The organism is Paenibacillus tritici, assembly GCF_018207515.1.
In the GTDB taxonomy this organism is placed as follows: domain Bacteria; phylum Bacillota; class Bacilli; order Paenibacillales; family Paenibacillaceae; genus Paenibacillus_AQ; species Paenibacillus_AQ tritici.
The window spans coordinates 2,061,571-2,077,636 of sequence record NZ_CP073365.1 but is presented as its reverse complement, the minus strand read 5'-3'; the positions used below and the strand labels follow the sequence as shown (position 1 = coordinate 2,077,636).

Annotated in this window: 17 protein-coding genes, 1 pseudogene and 1 riboswitch; of the genes and pseudogenes, 4 read left to right on the top strand and 14 right to left on the bottom strand. The window is 48.7% G+C overall.

What is annotated here, in order from left to right; all coding sequences use genetic code 11:
- Positions 1-180: 180 nt before the first annotated feature.
- Positions 181-537 (bottom strand): FMN-binding protein, encoded by a 357-nt coding sequence (locus tag KDC22_RS08750; protein WP_173138060.1) that lies wholly within the window; start codon positions 535-537, stop codon positions 181-183.
- A 22-nt stretch (positions 538-559) separates the two neighbouring features.
- Entirely contained in the window at positions 560-1,990 is a 1,431-nt protein-coding gene (locus KDC22_RS08745) for a flavocytochrome c (RefSeq protein WP_211722752.1), read from the bottom strand.
- Positions 1,991-2,194: 204 nt separating this feature from the next.
- Between KDC22_RS08745 and KDC22_RS08740 the strand changes: the two genes are divergently transcribed.
- Positions 2,195-2,653, top strand: a complete 459-nt coding sequence (locus tag KDC22_RS08740) for a hypothetical protein (protein WP_173138064.1) — start codon at positions 2,195-2,197, stop codon at positions 2,651-2,653.
- A 146-nt stretch (positions 2,654-2,799) separates the two neighbouring features.
- Here the strand turns inward: KDC22_RS08740 and KDC22_RS08735 are convergent, their stop codons facing one another.
- From KDC22_RS08735 to KDC22_RS08710, 6 genes are all read right to left on the bottom strand, one after another.
- Positions 2,800-3,525 carry a response regulator gene (locus KDC22_RS08735; RefSeq protein WP_173138066.1) on the bottom strand — a complete coding sequence of 242 codons (726 nt, stop codon included), beginning with the start codon at positions 3,523-3,525 and terminating at the stop codon, positions 2,800-2,802.
- Positions 3,526-4,042: 517 nt separating this feature from the next.
- A complete protein-coding gene (locus tag KDC22_RS08730; RefSeq protein ID WP_211722751.1) occupies positions 4,043-4,492 on the bottom strand; it encodes a hypothetical protein in 450 nt (149 codons plus the stop codon).
- A gap of 209 nt (positions 4,493-4,701) precedes the next feature.
- Positions 4,702-5,097, bottom strand: a complete 396-nt coding sequence (locus KDC22_RS08725) for a hypothetical protein (protein ID WP_211722750.1) — start codon at positions 5,095-5,097, stop codon at positions 4,702-4,704.
- A 374-nt stretch (positions 5,098-5,471) separates the two neighbouring features.
- Positions 5,472-5,726 (bottom strand): DUF7660 family protein, encoded by a 255-nt coding sequence (locus tag KDC22_RS08720; RefSeq protein ID WP_211722749.1) that lies wholly within the window; start codon positions 5,724-5,726, stop codon positions 5,472-5,474.
- A gap of 194 nt (positions 5,727-5,920) precedes the next feature.
- Positions 5,921-6,328 (bottom strand): Imm7 family immunity protein, encoded by a 408-nt coding sequence (locus KDC22_RS08715; protein ID WP_246553405.1) that lies wholly within the window; start codon positions 6,326-6,328, stop codon positions 5,921-5,923.
- A 347-nt stretch (positions 6,329-6,675) separates the two neighbouring features.
- A complete protein-coding gene (locus KDC22_RS08710) occupies positions 6,676-6,978 on the bottom strand; it encodes a hypothetical protein (RefSeq protein ID WP_211722748.1) in 303 nt (100 codons plus the stop codon).
- Between the two features lie 217 nt (positions 6,979-7,195).
- On the opposite strand from KDC22_RS08710, the gene KDC22_RS08705 reads away from it, so the two are divergent.
- Positions 7,196-8,336, top strand: a protein-coding gene (locus KDC22_RS08705; protein WP_211720575.1) for an IS630 family transposase whose coding sequence is annotated in 2 segments (ribosomal slippage) — positions 7,196-7,635 and positions 7,634-8,336 — 1,143 coding nt in all. Because the reading frame shifts where the segments join, the coding sequence is not laid out codon by codon here.
- A gap of 285 nt (positions 8,337-8,621) precedes the next feature.
- On the opposite strand, the pseudogene KDC22_RS08700 reads toward KDC22_RS08705, so the two are convergent.
- The 5 genes and pseudogenes from KDC22_RS08700 to KDC22_RS08680 all read right to left on the bottom strand — a co-directional run bounded on the left by KDC22_RS08700 (position 8,622) and on the right by KDC22_RS08680 (position 13,766).
- A pseudogene (locus tag KDC22_RS08700) lies at positions 8,622-8,890 on the bottom strand (hypothetical protein).
- Positions 8,871-8,973: riboswitch (cyclic di-GMP riboswitch) on the bottom strand. Its footprint overlaps the pseudogene before it by 20 nt.
- Positions 8,974-9,014: 41 nt before the next feature.
- Positions 9,015-10,202: an MFS transporter gene (locus KDC22_RS08695; protein ID WP_211722747.1), complete on the bottom strand. Its 1,188-nt coding sequence runs from the start codon at positions 10,200-10,202 to the stop codon at positions 9,015-9,017.
- A 77-nt stretch (positions 10,203-10,279) separates the two neighbouring features.
- Positions 10,280-10,825 carry a hypothetical protein gene (locus tag KDC22_RS08690; protein WP_211722746.1) on the bottom strand — a complete coding sequence of 182 codons (546 nt, stop codon included), beginning with the start codon at positions 10,823-10,825 and terminating at the stop codon, positions 10,280-10,282.
- 131 nt (positions 10,826-10,956) lie between these two features.
- Positions 10,957-11,376, bottom strand: coding sequence for a DUF350 domain-containing protein (locus KDC22_RS08685; protein WP_173138086.1), 420 nt, complete (start codon positions 11,374-11,376; stop codon positions 10,957-10,959).
- A gap of 23 nt (positions 11,377-11,399) precedes the next feature.
- On the bottom strand, positions 11,400-13,766 hold the full coding sequence (locus KDC22_RS08680; protein WP_211722745.1) for an endonuclease MutS2: 2,367 nt from the start codon (positions 13,764-13,766) through the stop codon (positions 11,400-11,402).
- Between the two features lie 152 nt (positions 13,767-13,918).
- On the opposite strand from KDC22_RS08680, the gene KDC22_RS08675 reads away from it, so the two are divergent.
- On the top strand, positions 13,919-14,266 hold the full coding sequence (locus tag KDC22_RS08675) for a phage holin family protein (RefSeq protein WP_173138090.1): 348 nt from the start codon (positions 13,919-13,921) through the stop codon (positions 14,264-14,266).
- Between the two features lie 47 nt (positions 14,267-14,313).
- Here KDC22_RS08675 and KDC22_RS08670 read toward each other — a convergent pair whose 3' ends face one another.
- Positions 14,314-15,447: a GGDEF domain-containing protein gene (locus KDC22_RS08670; RefSeq protein WP_211722744.1), complete on the bottom strand. Its 1,134-nt coding sequence runs from the start codon at positions 15,445-15,447 to the stop codon at positions 14,314-14,316.
- A gap of 197 nt (positions 15,448-15,644) precedes the next feature.
- On the opposite strand from KDC22_RS08670, the gene KDC22_RS08665 reads away from it, so the two are divergent.
- Complete coding sequence (locus KDC22_RS08665) at positions 15,645-16,043, top strand: cupredoxin domain-containing protein (RefSeq protein WP_246553403.1); 399 nt, start codon at positions 15,645-15,647, stop codon at positions 16,041-16,043.
- Positions 16,044-16,066 lie beyond the last annotated feature (23 nt).

The window sequence follows — 16,066 nt, the reverse complement described above, 5'->3', positions numbered from 1 at the left end:
CCCTCCTTCCAACCCTCTATACAATATCGAACTATATTTGTTGAACTTGAATTTGTAAAGCTCCTCCTTAGGAACGGTTCGAGGGAATGAAGCAAGCCCAGTCCTGCTGCCGGAGACAGGAGGGCTGGGCTTGTATGGCTTGTGTACAACCTTTTCACCTAAAATAATAGAATAGCTAGCTTACTTCTTCTTGGCTTGCTCCAGTGCCTGAGCCACCGCTTCGATAATCCCACCGCTGGAGCCGGAAGCACCGGAGAGGGCGTCGACGCCTTCGGTGGTCTGCTTTTCGATAATTTCGGGAATCGTATTCTCCACCGCCGCATCAATCATAGCTTCGGTTTCCTTATGCTCCTTAACGGTAATGCCCTCAATTTTCTCATCCTTGATTTCTACTGCGACTTTAATATCGCTCTTTACGCCTTTGCCTGTACCGTCATACGTCCCGTCCACATACTTGCCGGAAGAAGAGCATCCCGTCACAAGTACAGTCACAGCGGCGATCGCTGATAACAGCATGGTTTTTGTCCGCTTTTGCATGGATAATTCCTCCTTCTATGATCTATTTCTTAAGCGACTTCACGGCTTCGTCTGCTGCAATCCGGCCGAAGGTGGTGATGTCCGCCAGCGCATTTCCGCCAAGCCGGTTAGCGCCATGCACCCCGCCGGTCACTTCGCCCGCAGCATACAGCCCGGCAATCACCTGATCCTGGGTATCCAGCACTTGCGCGTGACTGTTAATGGCTACTCCTCCCATCGTATGGTGAATTCCCGGTGTTACCTGAATAGCGTAATATTTGCCTTGCTCAAAAGACAGCTTAAGATCCGGCCGTTCAAACTCTGTATCCTTGCCGGAAGCGACGAATCCATTGTAACGGTCCATCGTATCGGTCAACGCTGCAGCATCTACGCCAATCTGTTCAGCCAATTCCGCTGGGGTCGCCCCTTCTTGTACCAGATCCATTCCAAAATAAACTTCAGTCGCCTTCAGGTTGGCACGCAGCTCATCATTGAAAATAATGTAGGCCACCTTGCCGGACTGGGCCAGAATGTTCCGGGACACGACATCGCGGGTCAGCAGTTCATTCGTGAATCGTTTACCTTCGCTATTCACCAGAATCGCACCGTCTCCGCGCACGCCTTCGGTGATCAGCACGCCTTGACCCGGAATGGTAGTCGGATGAATCTGAATCTCCTTCATATCTACCAGCTTGGCCCCGATCTTCTCGGCCATTGTTGTTCCATCGCCCGTCGCGCCCGGATGGTTGGTAGTGGAGAACCCCTCAAGCTGCGGCTGGTAGCCCTTGATCATATCCATATTGGCTCCAAAACCGCCGGCCGCCAGAATCACGGAATTCGCGCTGATCGTATAATGCTTGCCTTCCTTATCCGTCACCTTCACTCCGGTAACCACGCCGTCCTTGTTCTTGACGATCTCATCCGCAGTCGTCTGCAGCCGCACATCAATCTTGTCTTCTTCCAGCTTCTTCTTCAGTGCAACCACTATGAAATTACCTGCCGCCTCTCCGCCCGCCGGACGGTGAATCCGGTTCACACTTGCCCCGCCTGCGCGGCCTACCTCAGACAGCTCGGCTCCGTTCTCCTTCAGCCATTCTACTGAAGCGGCCGCGCCATTCGTAAGCGTTCTGACCAGCTCCGGGTTGTTCAGGTTCTTGCCGCCCTTCATGGTGTCCTCATAATGCAGCTCAGGACTGTCGGTGATGCCCGCCGCAGCCTGATAAGGTGTGCCTGCGGCATTCAGCCCGCCTTCCGCGCGGACGGTGTTGCCTCCGAGCATAGGCATTTTTTCAATTAAAATAACCTTCGCACCCTGATTATGCGCTTCAATGGCCGCGGTCATTCCCGCCCCGCCGCCGCCGATAATAACAATGTCCGTAGACTCCCCTTTGTTACTGCTGCAGGCTGGCAGCGCCACCAGACTTGCCAGCAGCAACCCTGTGCCCAGCAGACTTGCCCATCTCTTTCGGTTCATTGATTGTTCCTCCAATTGTAATTGTGCATATTTTCACAATCATCATAACCTGAAAGAGACCGCCCTCCGCTATTAAGTGATTAAAGAAATAATATAGTGATTAAAGTAATAATAAAGTAAATAAAGTTAGTACATTTGCCCGGATGTGTTTATAGATTTATAATGGGGACTTACACGACTGTATTACTAGGAGGAGCAGAAACTATGGAAAAAAGCCAAAAATATATGCTTGCCGGAACGATTTTGGCAGCAGCAGGGGTCTCTCTGATCACCTATTCCGCAAACCGCTATACTTCATTCAAACGAGTCGTTGCCAGATCACTTACTCTGGAAGATATCGCTGCCCTGGAGATTACCCGGTTGTCTTCTGTTCCCGGTGAACAGAAGGATATTGTCGTTACTGAACCGGAAGCGATCAGACAGATCTGTGAGGATTTCTCTGACGTCCGCTTAATGAAATCAGCCAGAAATGTCAGCTCCGGCAGCAGGTACAGCTATTACATTACTATCGTACAGACGGACCGCAAGCAGCGCTTCGATATTATTCTGAAGGGTAAGCAGCATATGATTATCTATGACAATGATTTGAATAACCCTCACTTGAAGGCTTACAAAATTATGAACCCGTTCAACCCGCTGGCCTTGCAGCAGGCCTTCGAGTGATTCAGCGCACGCTTAGGTATGGCACAGCATAATTACTTCACAGCATTTCGCAACGGCTATGGAGTCATGGACCGCCTGGGGGCAACCTCGGGACAGCCGTGACTCCACACTATCCCCAGCTATCCTCATCGTTCCGTTCCACCCGCTTATAAGTACTTACTTATCCGTTCATACCCCTCCGGCTTCACCCTGTACATATAGACCGGTCTGCCCACCGCGCCGTAGCTAAGCTCCATTTCCAGAATCCCCGCTTCGGTCAGAAAAGCCAGATATTTGCGGACAGAGATCCGCGAGATCGGCGCATGGCTGCTGATATCCTCCGTGGAGAATACCGGACTCTCCAGCCGGTTGATCGTGCTCCAGATGCTGTCCAGTGTACCTTCAGCCAGCCCCTTGGGCAGGGCCTGCGGCAACAGAGCCGGCTTGTCCTCTTCGGTACCGAGCGAATGGCGCAGCAGCTTATCCAGTTGCTCCTGACTGAGATGCTCCTTGTGCATCAGCTGATAATCTTCACGGTACGCCGATAACGCCGCCTGGAAGCGGGCAAACTCAAACGGCTTGATCAGATAATCCACCGCCCCGTTCTGCAGCGCCTTGCGGATGCTGGCATTGTCACTGGCCGCAGAGATCACAATGATATCCACCTTGCTCCCCTGCTCCCGCAGGGAGGAGAGCAGCTGCAGGCCGCTGGTATGCGGCATATAGATATCCAGCAGCATGAGGTCGATGGACTGCTCCTTCAGCAGCTTCATCGCCTCATCTCCTGAAGGGGCCCAGCCTCCAAATTCAAAGCCCGGAATCTGCTCCAGATAGTGGCGGTTGAACTTCGCCACCATCGGGTCATCTTCTACAATTAATACTTTAATGTTCATGGGTTCTCCTTATTTTTGCAGCATATGGTACATCAACGATAAACTTGGTGTCATCACTGAAAATCTCCCTTTTTCTCTTTACTTTTCTTGATAGGTACAACCCGAGTCTCTCCATGCGATAATCCGAAAAACAAAATCACGCTTTTTCAGTTTACCTGACCTAATAACAGTACATGATGGACAATTATCTTTCAATTCCTTTGGAACGCTGTTAAGGGAGGATGCCTTGTGAAACTCATGAAAACGTCCCAGTACCCGTCTGGTAAAGTCAATGACAATACGGTCTATGGATACCGTTACCCTTTCATATGCCACCCCCTCCCGAATTTTTTCATGAAATTCGAGCTTATATAGAGGCAGGTGGCTAACCTTTAACACATGACCTTCCCGTTGTAAGTTTGTACTCGGTTGAATGATAGTTTCATTCGGTACTGGGTAGCCCCACCAAAAAAAGAAACCCTGAAAGGCACAATGCCAATCAAGGTTGATACGAAAAGGTTAACAAATTCAAAAGGCTTTAGCTACTAGCCCAAATTGAATGTCTAGGCAATGTGCTGTTGCAATTGGGACAATTTACGATTGGTGTTTTACTAGCCTCTTCCAATACTCCCCATCTATCAGGACAACCATAATATAATTCTAAGATTGTCGGGTTTGCAATAAATCCAGTCCAATTGCATACTTTGCATTGCACATTCTCAATTTGTACTCGTTGCAGTTTCTCTTTATTGTCGAATAATAAACAGAACATCCACTTTTTCTGATTCCCTATTGAATAGAATGCAAGAGAAAAAGAAACATATTTTCGTACGAAATCCATCATATTACAAACTGTGTCAAATGCACTTATTGGTTGCCCCTCAATTACAGGATTGTTTACCAAAAGTTCAAAAGCCTCTGTAGCTAAAACATATACGAGTTGACCATCAATCTTTTGTTGAGTAATTAAATTATTATTTAGGTTCACTTTGGTGTAAACCCTCCTGCACCAAATTTTTTGTCCAGTTTTGAAAGAATGACTGACTCATCGCTTTGAGAAGTACTTAACGATAATTCTTTTTTAAATGAGAAGACTTAATACGGATAAAACATAGGTTAAATGACCTTCTTGGGTGGGTACTACCAGTCTCTGTCCAAGAAGGTCAAAAAAGCCTGAGCTATGTATCCACTATAGAATTACAGTTTTAATGAGTCCTTCAATTCCTTATACTCATCTGTCGTTAATTCATTTACAGTTACATGAGTGATATAATTCTCATAATTAACACCAATGCTTGTTCTTCCAAATCTGACTAATGTATGGCATTCATTTATTTCACCACTGATGATTGTTGTTGCTTCTTTTCCCAAACACACTTGAAAATCACTGATGTAATCATATATTCTTTTCTCAGGAATGATGCTTAAATCAAAAACAGGAGTAGCATCAACTAATTTTTTATTCTTAATAATTACGTCACTTAATACTGCATTCTTAACGGCCGTTAATGTTAGATTTTTAAGTACCCCTGTTCTTGAGACTATTCCAACCTCAATTAACGATCTTTCTATATCTCCTGTTCTCCAATACACAGTTTCTTCGTTTGCACATGAATTCTTAATTATTTCCTATCTCAATACTAAAAGGGACGTAATAGTCAAACTCAGTATGGCACTCTTTACTCTCTTGTAGATTGCATAGTTTCAACAAGTACATATTTTTCCCCTATCCTAATTTATTTTTCAGGGTTATACCTAGCGTGTGGGGCTGAAAGCTCCAACTACTTACTGAGGCGGTCATTATACCACCAGATTATCCTTACACAATAAAGATCGTAACTACTGTCGAATTCGTTGAATACTTCCTTGTAAAAACGGTTCAGATACAGCCTCGCAATATAGTATCGAACTATCCTATACGGGTATTACATGGGTTATATGTGTTACTGGTTGAATGATGTATTCATTTATTCATACAACTTCCCGACATAAAATAAATGCGCAAGAAAGTTCCAATCTATATTTTGAGGTATTGGTAAATTATTATTTTCATAATAACCTTCCATATCCTCTACCCAAGACTTTATTCCTTCAAGAAAACTCTCAATGTCTCTATTTTCCCAATCACCAGGGTTTGATTTGAAATCATTAACTAATACACCAATAAATTCCGAAAATTGATCTTTGTCACTGACTTTTTTTATTTCTTTATATAATTCCATGTTCTCCTCCTACTTTATCTTGAGATTATTTCCATCGCCCATTTTTTTCGTTACTGTTCCGGAATGCTGCGAACTTAACTAGCGCGAAATCTTTTTTCGCTGCGACTCTAAATCATTACTCATTATAATTGGTAGCACCAACAGATAGAAAAACCTTGAAAGGCACGAAGCCGATCAAGGTATGAAGAGGAACATTATTCGTTATCTTCCACTCCCGGAACAAACGGAGATAAAAACTCATCTTCTTTTAGTTGAATATTACCACGGGCTAAAACGAATACTCTAAAGTTATTTTCATACCCTTCAGTATCTTCATCGTCCCTTGTATAAAGAACTCCGTAAGAACCTGATGAATTATCTGCGATAAATTGATATAGCTTAATTACTTCCTCCGCCTCGGAAGTTTTACGATTCAAGAAGCCACCTACAGAAAGATGATAATTACCATTTGCAGGATAAACTTCTAGAAGTCCACTACTCCAATTTAACTCTGAAATGAATCTCTGTATTTTTTTCACAATCGAATCTAAATTACCTGCATCAGCTTCTGTAGTTGTCTCATGAATTGTAGCCCAACCGTGAAATTCGTATATTATTCTCACCTACTTCAAGGTTTTATATCAATTAAACCATCAATTCCATAACCGATTGAGCAAGTTGCCCTTCAAAATGGTAGTAAACCCTTCTTTCATTTAGATTGAGCAACATATTGGTTAATAATGTGCCCGTAGATAATACAGCCCCTTCTCCCCATCATAATACTCTCCGGCGTAACGGATGGATTCCGAATAGCTCTCTATGCTTAAAAAACTTCGGTTATGGTTGTTAGAAGTTAAGGAAGAGTGAAAAGTTAGAATTCTTCTAGTGAAACAGCTTCTATAGAACTGCAATAAAACTCAATAAAATTATAGCCATCATTCTCTCCATACCCACTGTCATCATGAACATGTTATCGTTTACATATTTCCCAACCTAACTCTTTTTTATCATGTACTATCAAACTTTTATTCAAATAAAGATTTGTTATTTTTCTTACACTTAGGTCTGAAACATTATAGTACTTAATTTTCATTTTGAATCTCCGACCTGTTTTAATAACCACAATATGAAACAAAAGAGTTAATAGAGTTATATTATGCTCTTTATAATCATAGTCCACAGTATAATTAATTCCGATTATTTCCTTAAATGTCCAGGCACCAAGAACATTTAAATTATCTGTAACAACCTCAAAGTTTTTTATAACATTCAACTGACGTTCCTCCCTTCTCTACCAATAAGTTTGAAAATCTCAAAGCCAAGAACCTCAGCGTAACCCACCAAATTATAAGGTTCATCTTCTATGTTCTCATACCTAAAGGTTGGGATGTTTAGCCCTTCCTTTAAATTTAAGCCTAGTAGAGCATCAGATTTAAAATAGTTAAAATATGGTGAATGTGATATAGTCGAGATAAAAAGAGGTGTCGACTATGAGAAACCGTGAATATACCGTTTGCTTAACCGCAAATCAGCAGAATGAATTAGTGGAGATTTGCTCAAAAGGAAAGGTGGCCGCACGATCTCTTCGGCGAGCCCAAATTCTGTTGTGGGCAGATGAGAATCGACTGGACGGAAAACTTACAGATGTAGAAATTGCCAAGCAGCTACACATCCATACGAACACCGTATATCTGGTGCGCAAGTCCTTTGCAGTGAACGGAATGCAGGCGGCGCTTGAACGAAAAAAGAGACTGACTCCGCCCAATCCTCCAAAAGTGACTGGCGAATTGGAGGCGAGAATCATCGCGCTCAGTTGCAGTACACCACCGGTGGGAAGAAGTCGGTGGACCCTTCGGCTGTTGGCAGATAAGACCGTAGAACTGGGGTACATTGACAGCATTTCGTACGACACGGTCGATCGGATTTTAAAAAAACGAACTCAAACCCCATCTTCGTAAATGTTGGTGTATCCCGCCAAAGCAGAATGCGGCGTTTGTGGCAGCCATGGAAGATGTGCTAGAGGTCTACCATTTGCCCTACAATAGAGAATGTCCTGTCATTTGCATGGATGAGAAACCCTTCCAACTGCTGGATGATAGGCGCAACCCCATTCCGATGAAACCAGCCAAGCCATTGCGAGAAGATTCCGAATACGTACGCCATGGAACCTGTAGTATCTTTATTTTCACAGAACCACTTGCAGGCTGGCGGCATGTCAGCGTTCGTCCACGACGTACCAAAATCGAATGGGCGGAGCAAGTTCGGGAACTTTTGGACGTTCATTACCCGAGCGCACCGACCCTTCGTTTGGTGATGGACAATTTAAACACACATTCCATTGCCTCGTTATATGAAGCTTTTGAACCCGAGACGGCGCTGCGTCTAGCCAAACGGCTCGAGATCCACTACACGCCTAAACATGGCAGCTGGCTAAACATTGCTGAAATTGAGCTGAGCGTCATGACAAGCCAATGTTTAGACAGACGGATTCCCTCTATGGAAGAGCTCTCCAGCGAACTAACCGAATGGGAATCGACTCGAAACGCTGTTCAAAAAGGAGTGGATTGGCAATTCACTACGGAAGATGCACGAGTCAAACTCAAAAGGTTATATCCACAGTTTAAAGACTGATGAGCTACTAGCTCATCTAAAGTGCCTTCATATTGAATAAACACCAATGATTGTGCACCAAATACTTTATCCGAAATCTCCATTGCAACCTCCTATTTACTTAATGGTTTAAATTTGATTAAGAAAGCGTACTGGAGCTATTCGACAACATCCTCTGCATAGTCTGCTGCCCTACTTCTAAAACCTATTTGATATAACCGAATAGTGTTATTTAAACCTCGATCAGCATTATTGGTTGCTCTTAAAACCTCGAAAGGCGCGAAGCCAATCAAGGTTAGAATAGCATTATGATTCAAAAGTAGTTCTGTCAGAAAACTGTCCACCTTCATTATACAAACACCTGGCCAATCTTTGTGCTGCTCTATCGAAATAAAATTTCGATTCATTATTAGCATTTTGAACTGCTCAATTTCTTGGATAGTTTCTCTTTCTTTATTTAATTCAATTTTCCCCATTACTTGTTCATTCGGTCCGAATCGGTAAACGACCTTTTCATCATCCTCAAATTCAATAGGCACGCCAAAAACCACTGGAAAAAGCGGCCCGGCTACCATTCACAGATCAGCTGTTACTGTCCTGTGCGTAAGGCCCGTGGCTTTGCGTCCCTGACTTTCGTGCAGGTTTGCCTTTGTAGTTCGAATGGTTATGATCAGACCATATTGTACTTTTTGTTAACATTTAATGCAGCAACCGCCGCAGCACCAGCCAGCTTCCCAGCGGCGCTGCACCCAGCAGCAGCATGAGCAGGGTAATCGTCTGCGGAGACTGATTGACCGACAGCACAGCGATGAACACCAGCAGGCCAAGGAGCCGGCCGCTCATCAGGCTAAGCTCCCTCAGCACAACCAGCTCCACCCGTTTACCGGCACTCTCCTCAGAGACGCCCATCAGGTCGAAGCTGGTAGAAACCATCGGCAGCATATAGAGCGGAAGGCACAGTGAGGTGCCGATCCCCATGATCAGCAGCGTGGTGTAATTCACCTTCCACAGCAGCGGCAGGACGAAGGCTGCCAGCAGCAGACTGCCCGCCAGCATTCCGCCGAGACGGGCCCGGGGCTTGAACCATCTGCCTGCGGTGTAATAGCTGATCAGCGATACGGCGGAGGTAAGCAGCGCGAACTGCCCCAGCTTGCTCTCCTCCCGGGCCGCAATGTAGACCAGCAGTCCGATCAGGAATGAGAATACGCCCTCCCGGATGCCCTGGAACAATAGCGCGGCCGCAGCGGGCCTCCAGGGGCTATCCCGGCGGCTAAGCTCGCGCCATGGCTCCAGCCAGAGGTAGGCTCCGCCGCGCGGCCGCTTGTGCAGACCGAAGCTGAGCACAGCCGCCACCCCATAAATACAGAGTGACAGGATAAATACGATGCGGTACCCTCGCCCGCCCTGCCAATAGGAGATCATCCAGCCGGAGACCCACGGGCCTACAATCCCTGTCAGCGAACCCAGCAGCCCCATCCAGCCGTTATAGAAATCGCGGTTCCTAGCATCGGTAATCTCGAAGAAGACAATATTGAAGGCCAGCCAGTAGAACCCGATCGCAAGCCCGAGAATCAAGCCCAGCGGCCAGATATAATGCACAGCGTCCCCGCGCAGCCACAGCACCAGCAAATAAAAAAAGCCCGAAACGGCAATTCCCAGCCGCAGGGCATTCATTTTGTTATGCTGTTTCACCCATTTGCCGCCCAGCCAAAAGCTGAGACCGACGGCCATTTGCTGTGCCACCGTAAACCAGCCGATCATGGCGAAATCCGGCCGGCTTTTCCACAGGTACACGTTCAAAAAAGTCCCTGCCAGCACCGTAGCCAGCAGATATAGCCCGCCTACGGCAAGCAGCAGCGCCGCCTGTCCCCGTACTAAACCTCTCATGCTATACCTCCCTGCAGTTTCTTGGCATCTCATCTATCACTAACATGTCCAATTTGCAGGGAAAGCATGAATACGAATTATTCGGCGGCAGTACTGAGATTACGGACAAGCTGGATGCGGTCTTCCTGCGCCAGGCTGTGCTGCACATGGAAGCAGGAAGGGCACACGAACAAATTCAGCGAGAACGGAGGCTTCAGCACGGCTGTGCCGCCCAGCGCTTCAGGCGTTGCCGGGGTAAACCCGCTTACCTGCTGGGTACCGGAATGAATCATCAGCTCATGGCATTGCGGACACTCCGGCGCTTCAAGCTGAGCCGCCAGAATGGCCGATACACTCTGCTCATAACGCGTCAGATCATAATCGTCACCGAACTGGACCAGGGTGTTGAATATAGGAACAACGCTATCCTTATCGTCATCATCCCACAGATCCTCGTCGCTGACCTCTTCCTCTCCGGAAGCCTCCGCAGCATCCGGCTCCTCCTCTACAAGATCTTCTGCCCCTATCGTAACTGTGCGGTAGCCGCTAAGCTCATTATTGCAATGAGGACAGGTATCCTCGGGTCCAAACTCCTCATCCCATACAATCTCGGTATGGCACCATGGGCAAACTGTTGTCTCCATCTGTACAATCTCCTTCACTGCTCACATTCGGTTCAATTAACCGTTAAATAGATAATGCCGGCCGCTATAAAAGCCAGGGCGGAAATGAACAGAATCCGAACCAGAATCTTCATAATTCCCTGCTCCCTAATTCAAAATATAGCCGCGCCGATCACATAAGATAATGAAACGGAAATCAGCATAGCTGTCAGTCCTACAGCCCGGTTGTCTGCGGCAATCTCGTCATCAATCGAGAAGACCGGAGTCAGAAATTCAAACAGGAAGTAAGCCAGGATCAGCAGCATGAAGCCTACCACCGACCATTTCATCGTCTCATAGATCGACGCTCCCGCTTCAATACTGAAGCGCAGAATATTGCAGATCCCGAAGATTTTGCCTCCGGTTGCCATCGCTACAGCCACATTCCCCTTGCGGATTTCTTCCCAGCAGTTGTATTTCGTCACCATCTCAAAGAATGACAGGAATACGACCAGACCCAATATGGCCACAGTGAAGTAGCCCAGCAGCGCTCCCAGCGGATGTTCCAGCAAAAGATCAATATTATCCTGCATGCTTCTCCCTCTTTCTGCCGGAACTACTCCAGTTCAGCCACTGTGACACCCGCGCCGCCTTCATTGTAATTCCCCAGCCGATAGCTTTTGACATGCTTATGCTTGCGGAGGTATTCCTGTATTCCTGTACGCAGGACTCCCGTACCCTTACCGTGGATAATCGAGATCTGCCCCAGGTTGCCAAGGAACGCTTCGTCGATGAAGCGGTCGGTCTCCATAATGGCTTCTTCCAGATTGGCACCGCGCAAATCAAGCTCGCTGCGGACATTCTCATCACGAGTACGCTTGACCGTTGTGGCCCGGCGCAGGGCGGGCGGAGGCGAATCCGGTGCGGAAGCCAGGAACTCCAGATCGCTCAGATTCACCTTCATCTTCATGATGCCGAACTGGACTACGGCTTCCTTGGTTCCGCTCAGCTCGACCACAAGGCCCTTCTGGTTCACATTCGCCACCTTGACTTCGTCCCCCGGCTGAATCTTACGCGGCGCCTTGGCGGTGCTGCGCGGCAATACCTTCTTACGAGGCGCAGGCTCTGCCTCATCCAGACGGCGCCGCGCTTCAATCAGCTTATGCTCCTTGACGGAAGCCCCTTCCTCCATCGCCAGGCGGCGGAGGTCGCTGATAATCTCCTCGGCTTCCTTGCGGGCCTTGGCAAGGATATCGCTGGCATCCTTCTCCGCCTTCTCCAGACGTTTGTCGCGCTGGCCTTCCAGCTTCTCCAGCTCCAGCTGCTGCCGCTTGCGGAATTCTTCCGCTTCGCGGCGGATAACCTCCGCCCGTAAGCGTTCGTTCTCAGCGGTGAGGCGGTTCTCTTCCAGCGAAGCAATCATATGCTCGACGCGCAGGTCTTCTTCCTTGACCTCGCCGCGGGCGTGCTCAAGAATTGCGCCGGGCATCCCCAGACGCTCGGCAATGGCGAACGCATTGCTTCGTCCAGGCACACCCACGAGCAGCCGGTAGGTTGGGCTCAGACTCTGCACATCGAATTCCATACTGGCATTAATGACGCCTGCACGCTCATAAGCATAAGCCTTCAGTTCGCTGTAATGGGTGGTTGCAACCATCCGGGATTCGGTCCGGTGGATATGCTCCAGAATGGCAATCGCCAGAGCGGAGCCCTCCGCCGGATCTGTACCGGCCCCCACCTCATCCAGCAGAATCAGGCTCTTCGGCGTCATCCGCTCCAGGATGGATATAATATTGGTCATGTGGCTGGAGAAGGTACTGAGACTCTGCTCAATGCTCTGCTCGTCGCCAATGTCGGCGTAGATGGCATCGAAGACACAGAGCTGGCTGCCTTCCTCTGCCGGAATGAACAACCCCGACATCGCCATCAGGCTGAGCAGGCCAATGGTCTTCAGGGTAACCGTCTTCCCGCCCGTATTCGGTCCGGTGACGATGATGGAGCTGTAGTTGTTGCCGAGCTCCACATCCAGCGGCACGACCTGCTCCGCCGGAATAAGCGGATGGCGCCCTTTGCGCAGGCGCAGATATCCGCGGTCATTCATCCGCGGCTGGGTAGCCTTCATATCGCGTGCGAGGCGCGCTTTGGCGAAGATGAAGTCCAGCCCGCCAAGAATGTCGATGTCATAAGCCATCTCTTCGGCGATGTCGCCGACAAGGGCAGTCAAGCGGTGCAGGATGATCTCGATCTCGCGTTCCTCACGCAGACGGGTCTCCCGCAGCTTGTTGTTCATCGCTACGATGGATTCCGGCTCGATGAACAGCGTCGCCCCCGACCCGGACTGGTCATGTACAATGCCGCCGAAATGGGCACGGTATTCGGCCTTCACCGGAATGACGAACCGGTCTCCACGGATCGTCACCAGCTGATCCTGCAGCATCTTCGATACCGAGGAGGAGCGGATCATCGAATCCAGCTTCTCGCGGATACGCGTCTCTCCCCCGCGAAGCTCGCGGCGGATGGAGGCAAGCTCCGTACTCGCCGAATCCATGACATCGGCGTTCTCGTCAATACACTGCCGGATGGCATCCTCGACAGGCTTCTGCTCCGACAGCAGATCACTCTGCGCGAAGAGCGTAGGAATGCTCTCATCCTCATTCATGGCATGGAGGAACCGCTTCACCCGGCGCGCTCCGCCAATGGTGTTGCCCACCGAGAGCAGCTCCGCAGTTCCCAGCATCCCGCCAATTGATGCACGCTTCAGCGCAGGCCGGATATCGGTCACGCCGCCGAACGAAGGAATCCCCTTCAGCCGGTCCACATTAACCGCCTCATCCGTAGCCTGCAGGAGCAGCTTCACCCCTTCGAAATCCCCGGAGGGCTTCAGTAGCTCGGCGGTCAGCCGTCCCATCGGCGTCTGCGTATACTGCATCAATTTATTTAAAATCTTGCGATATTCAAGCGTATGCAAAATCTTGTCGTCCAATTACCGTCACAGCTCCCTTCATAGATGCAACCATTATACCTAATTTAGCCCATTTTCGCTATTTGGGTATGATTTCTGGGCATAGAAAAACGAAGGAAGGCCACAATAACAACGCACATATCCTTAAGCGAACGCCAAAGGAGGTTAGTTCATTGAGATTCTTAGGTCATGTGGTTCGTTTTATAGTCGCAGCCATCGTCCTGATGGTGGTCGGCTGGATTGTCCCGCAGTTCACGGTTGGGGGATTCTGGAGCGCATTCCTGCTTGCTCTGGTTATCGCTCTGCTCGGATGGGTCGTTGAAGGTATTTTCGGCAAAAAAACAACGCCCTTCGGCCGCGGTATCGTCGGCTTCCTGGTCAGCGCCCTGGTCATCTGGATTGCCCAATTTGTCGTCAGCGGTGTCAGTGTCTCCGTCCTCGGCGCCTTGCTTGCAGCCCTGGTCATCGGGATCATCGACCTGTTCCTGCCGGTATCCACTCCGTTCGAAGCCGGCAAATAGCCGCGCGGCTTAAGCCAGTGCAGACAACAAAACCCCCAGCTCCCGGATTATACCGGCAATTGGGGGTTTTTTGTAAGGTTAAGAAATTCGCCAGGAGCTGCAGAAGAAGTAACAACCGCATTTTTCCCGCCCCGCTTGGCTGTATACAGGGCATCATCCGTCTTGCGGAACAGCTGTTCCTTGCCGTCTCCAAGCTGATAATGGCACAACCCGATACTGACCGTGATCGGCTTGTTTCCGGCATAAGGATGCGTCATCGCGGCGATGCTCCTCCGCATTTCCTCAACCGCTGCATAGGTCTCCTGATAGCTTTTATCCGTAAAAATTACCGCAAATTCTTCGCCGCCATACCTGGCCGCAAAATCATTCAGCCCAATCAGGCTGTTCACCTTCGCCGCCACTTCCTTGAGGACAAGATCGCCGACCCAGTGACCGTACGTATCATTTACACATTTGAAATTATCAATATCAAACAGGGCCAGCTGCAGCCTCAGCCTGTTGCTCTCACACTGCTCCAGCAGCGAATCCAGATATTCATGAAACGACTTGTGATTATACAGGCCGGTCAGCGCGTCCATCTTCAGCAGCTTGTCGGAGATGGCCCGCTCCACCACGAGCTCTTGCTCTGACTTGGTGAGCTGCTCCAGATACTCGCGGGTCTCGCGGCCCCGGATGATTACCGCCTGCGCCATCAGGGCAAATACGATATATACACACTCCACCAGCAGAAACTCCAGGAGCGGCTTACCGAGCACCGGCCGTTCCAGCCCGAAATAAATCACGGCGTAGAATAGGGTGCTGAACACCCCAAGCGTGTAGAGCATCCGCTGGTCGAAATAGACCAGGGCAATCATAATCGGCATCATCACTGTCATCTGTGCACCGTCTACATAAGGCTCCAGCACAAAATACATCAGATAGGAAACGATGAAACCGCAAATCACTACCGCCTGCTTATGATGATCCTGGGAGCGGCGCAGCCAGATCTCGGCAGAGGCCATAGCCATGAGTATCATCAGGTTACAGGCGGCGAACATATGCCCGTTGCCGGAACCGAAAATACTCTCCATTCCAATAGAGCGGGAGTACTGCATATAGAGGAACTGGGCGATGAGCAGACACAACACGATAATCCAGTATCCGCTCAGTATTCTCCGGTGCCATTTCTCTGCACTTTGCAAGGCGTAATCAATAATGATCTGAATCCCCTACTTCTTCTCGCCAGATAAGATAAAATTTTAATTATAACAGACTTAATTATATTAAATTTTAATCTATTTTGCATCATATTTCTGCAAATTTCGACAAGGTTTTCCCCGAGACAATTCGGCAGATTTAGGCTATGCTTAATGTCAATTGCTCACAATTCTCAAGGGGGATGGTTAGGATCAGAAAGTCAGCTATTCTTTATTTCATCTTATTTGCTCTTCTGCTTACGGCCTGCGGAGCGAATTCCGGCGGCAGCAGCACTGAGAACGCTAAGGGCACAGCGGCCGATACCGAACTGACGGCTGATGAAGAGCTCATCATTACAGCAACGAATTACAGCTTCGACCAGGAGGAATATCACCTCAAAAAAGGCGTGCCCGTCAAAATCACGTTCAAAAATGAAAGCGGGAACCACGGCATCCTGGTGCCCGAGATGAAGCTGCGGCTGGATGCGAAGGATTCCTCCCAGGTCATTCTTCCCGAAGAGGCCGGAACCTACGAGATGACCTGCGCGATCATGTGCGGCTCCGGCCACAGCGGGATGAGCGCCAAGATCATCGTGGAATAGACGCCTTCAGTAGTTGCAAGTAC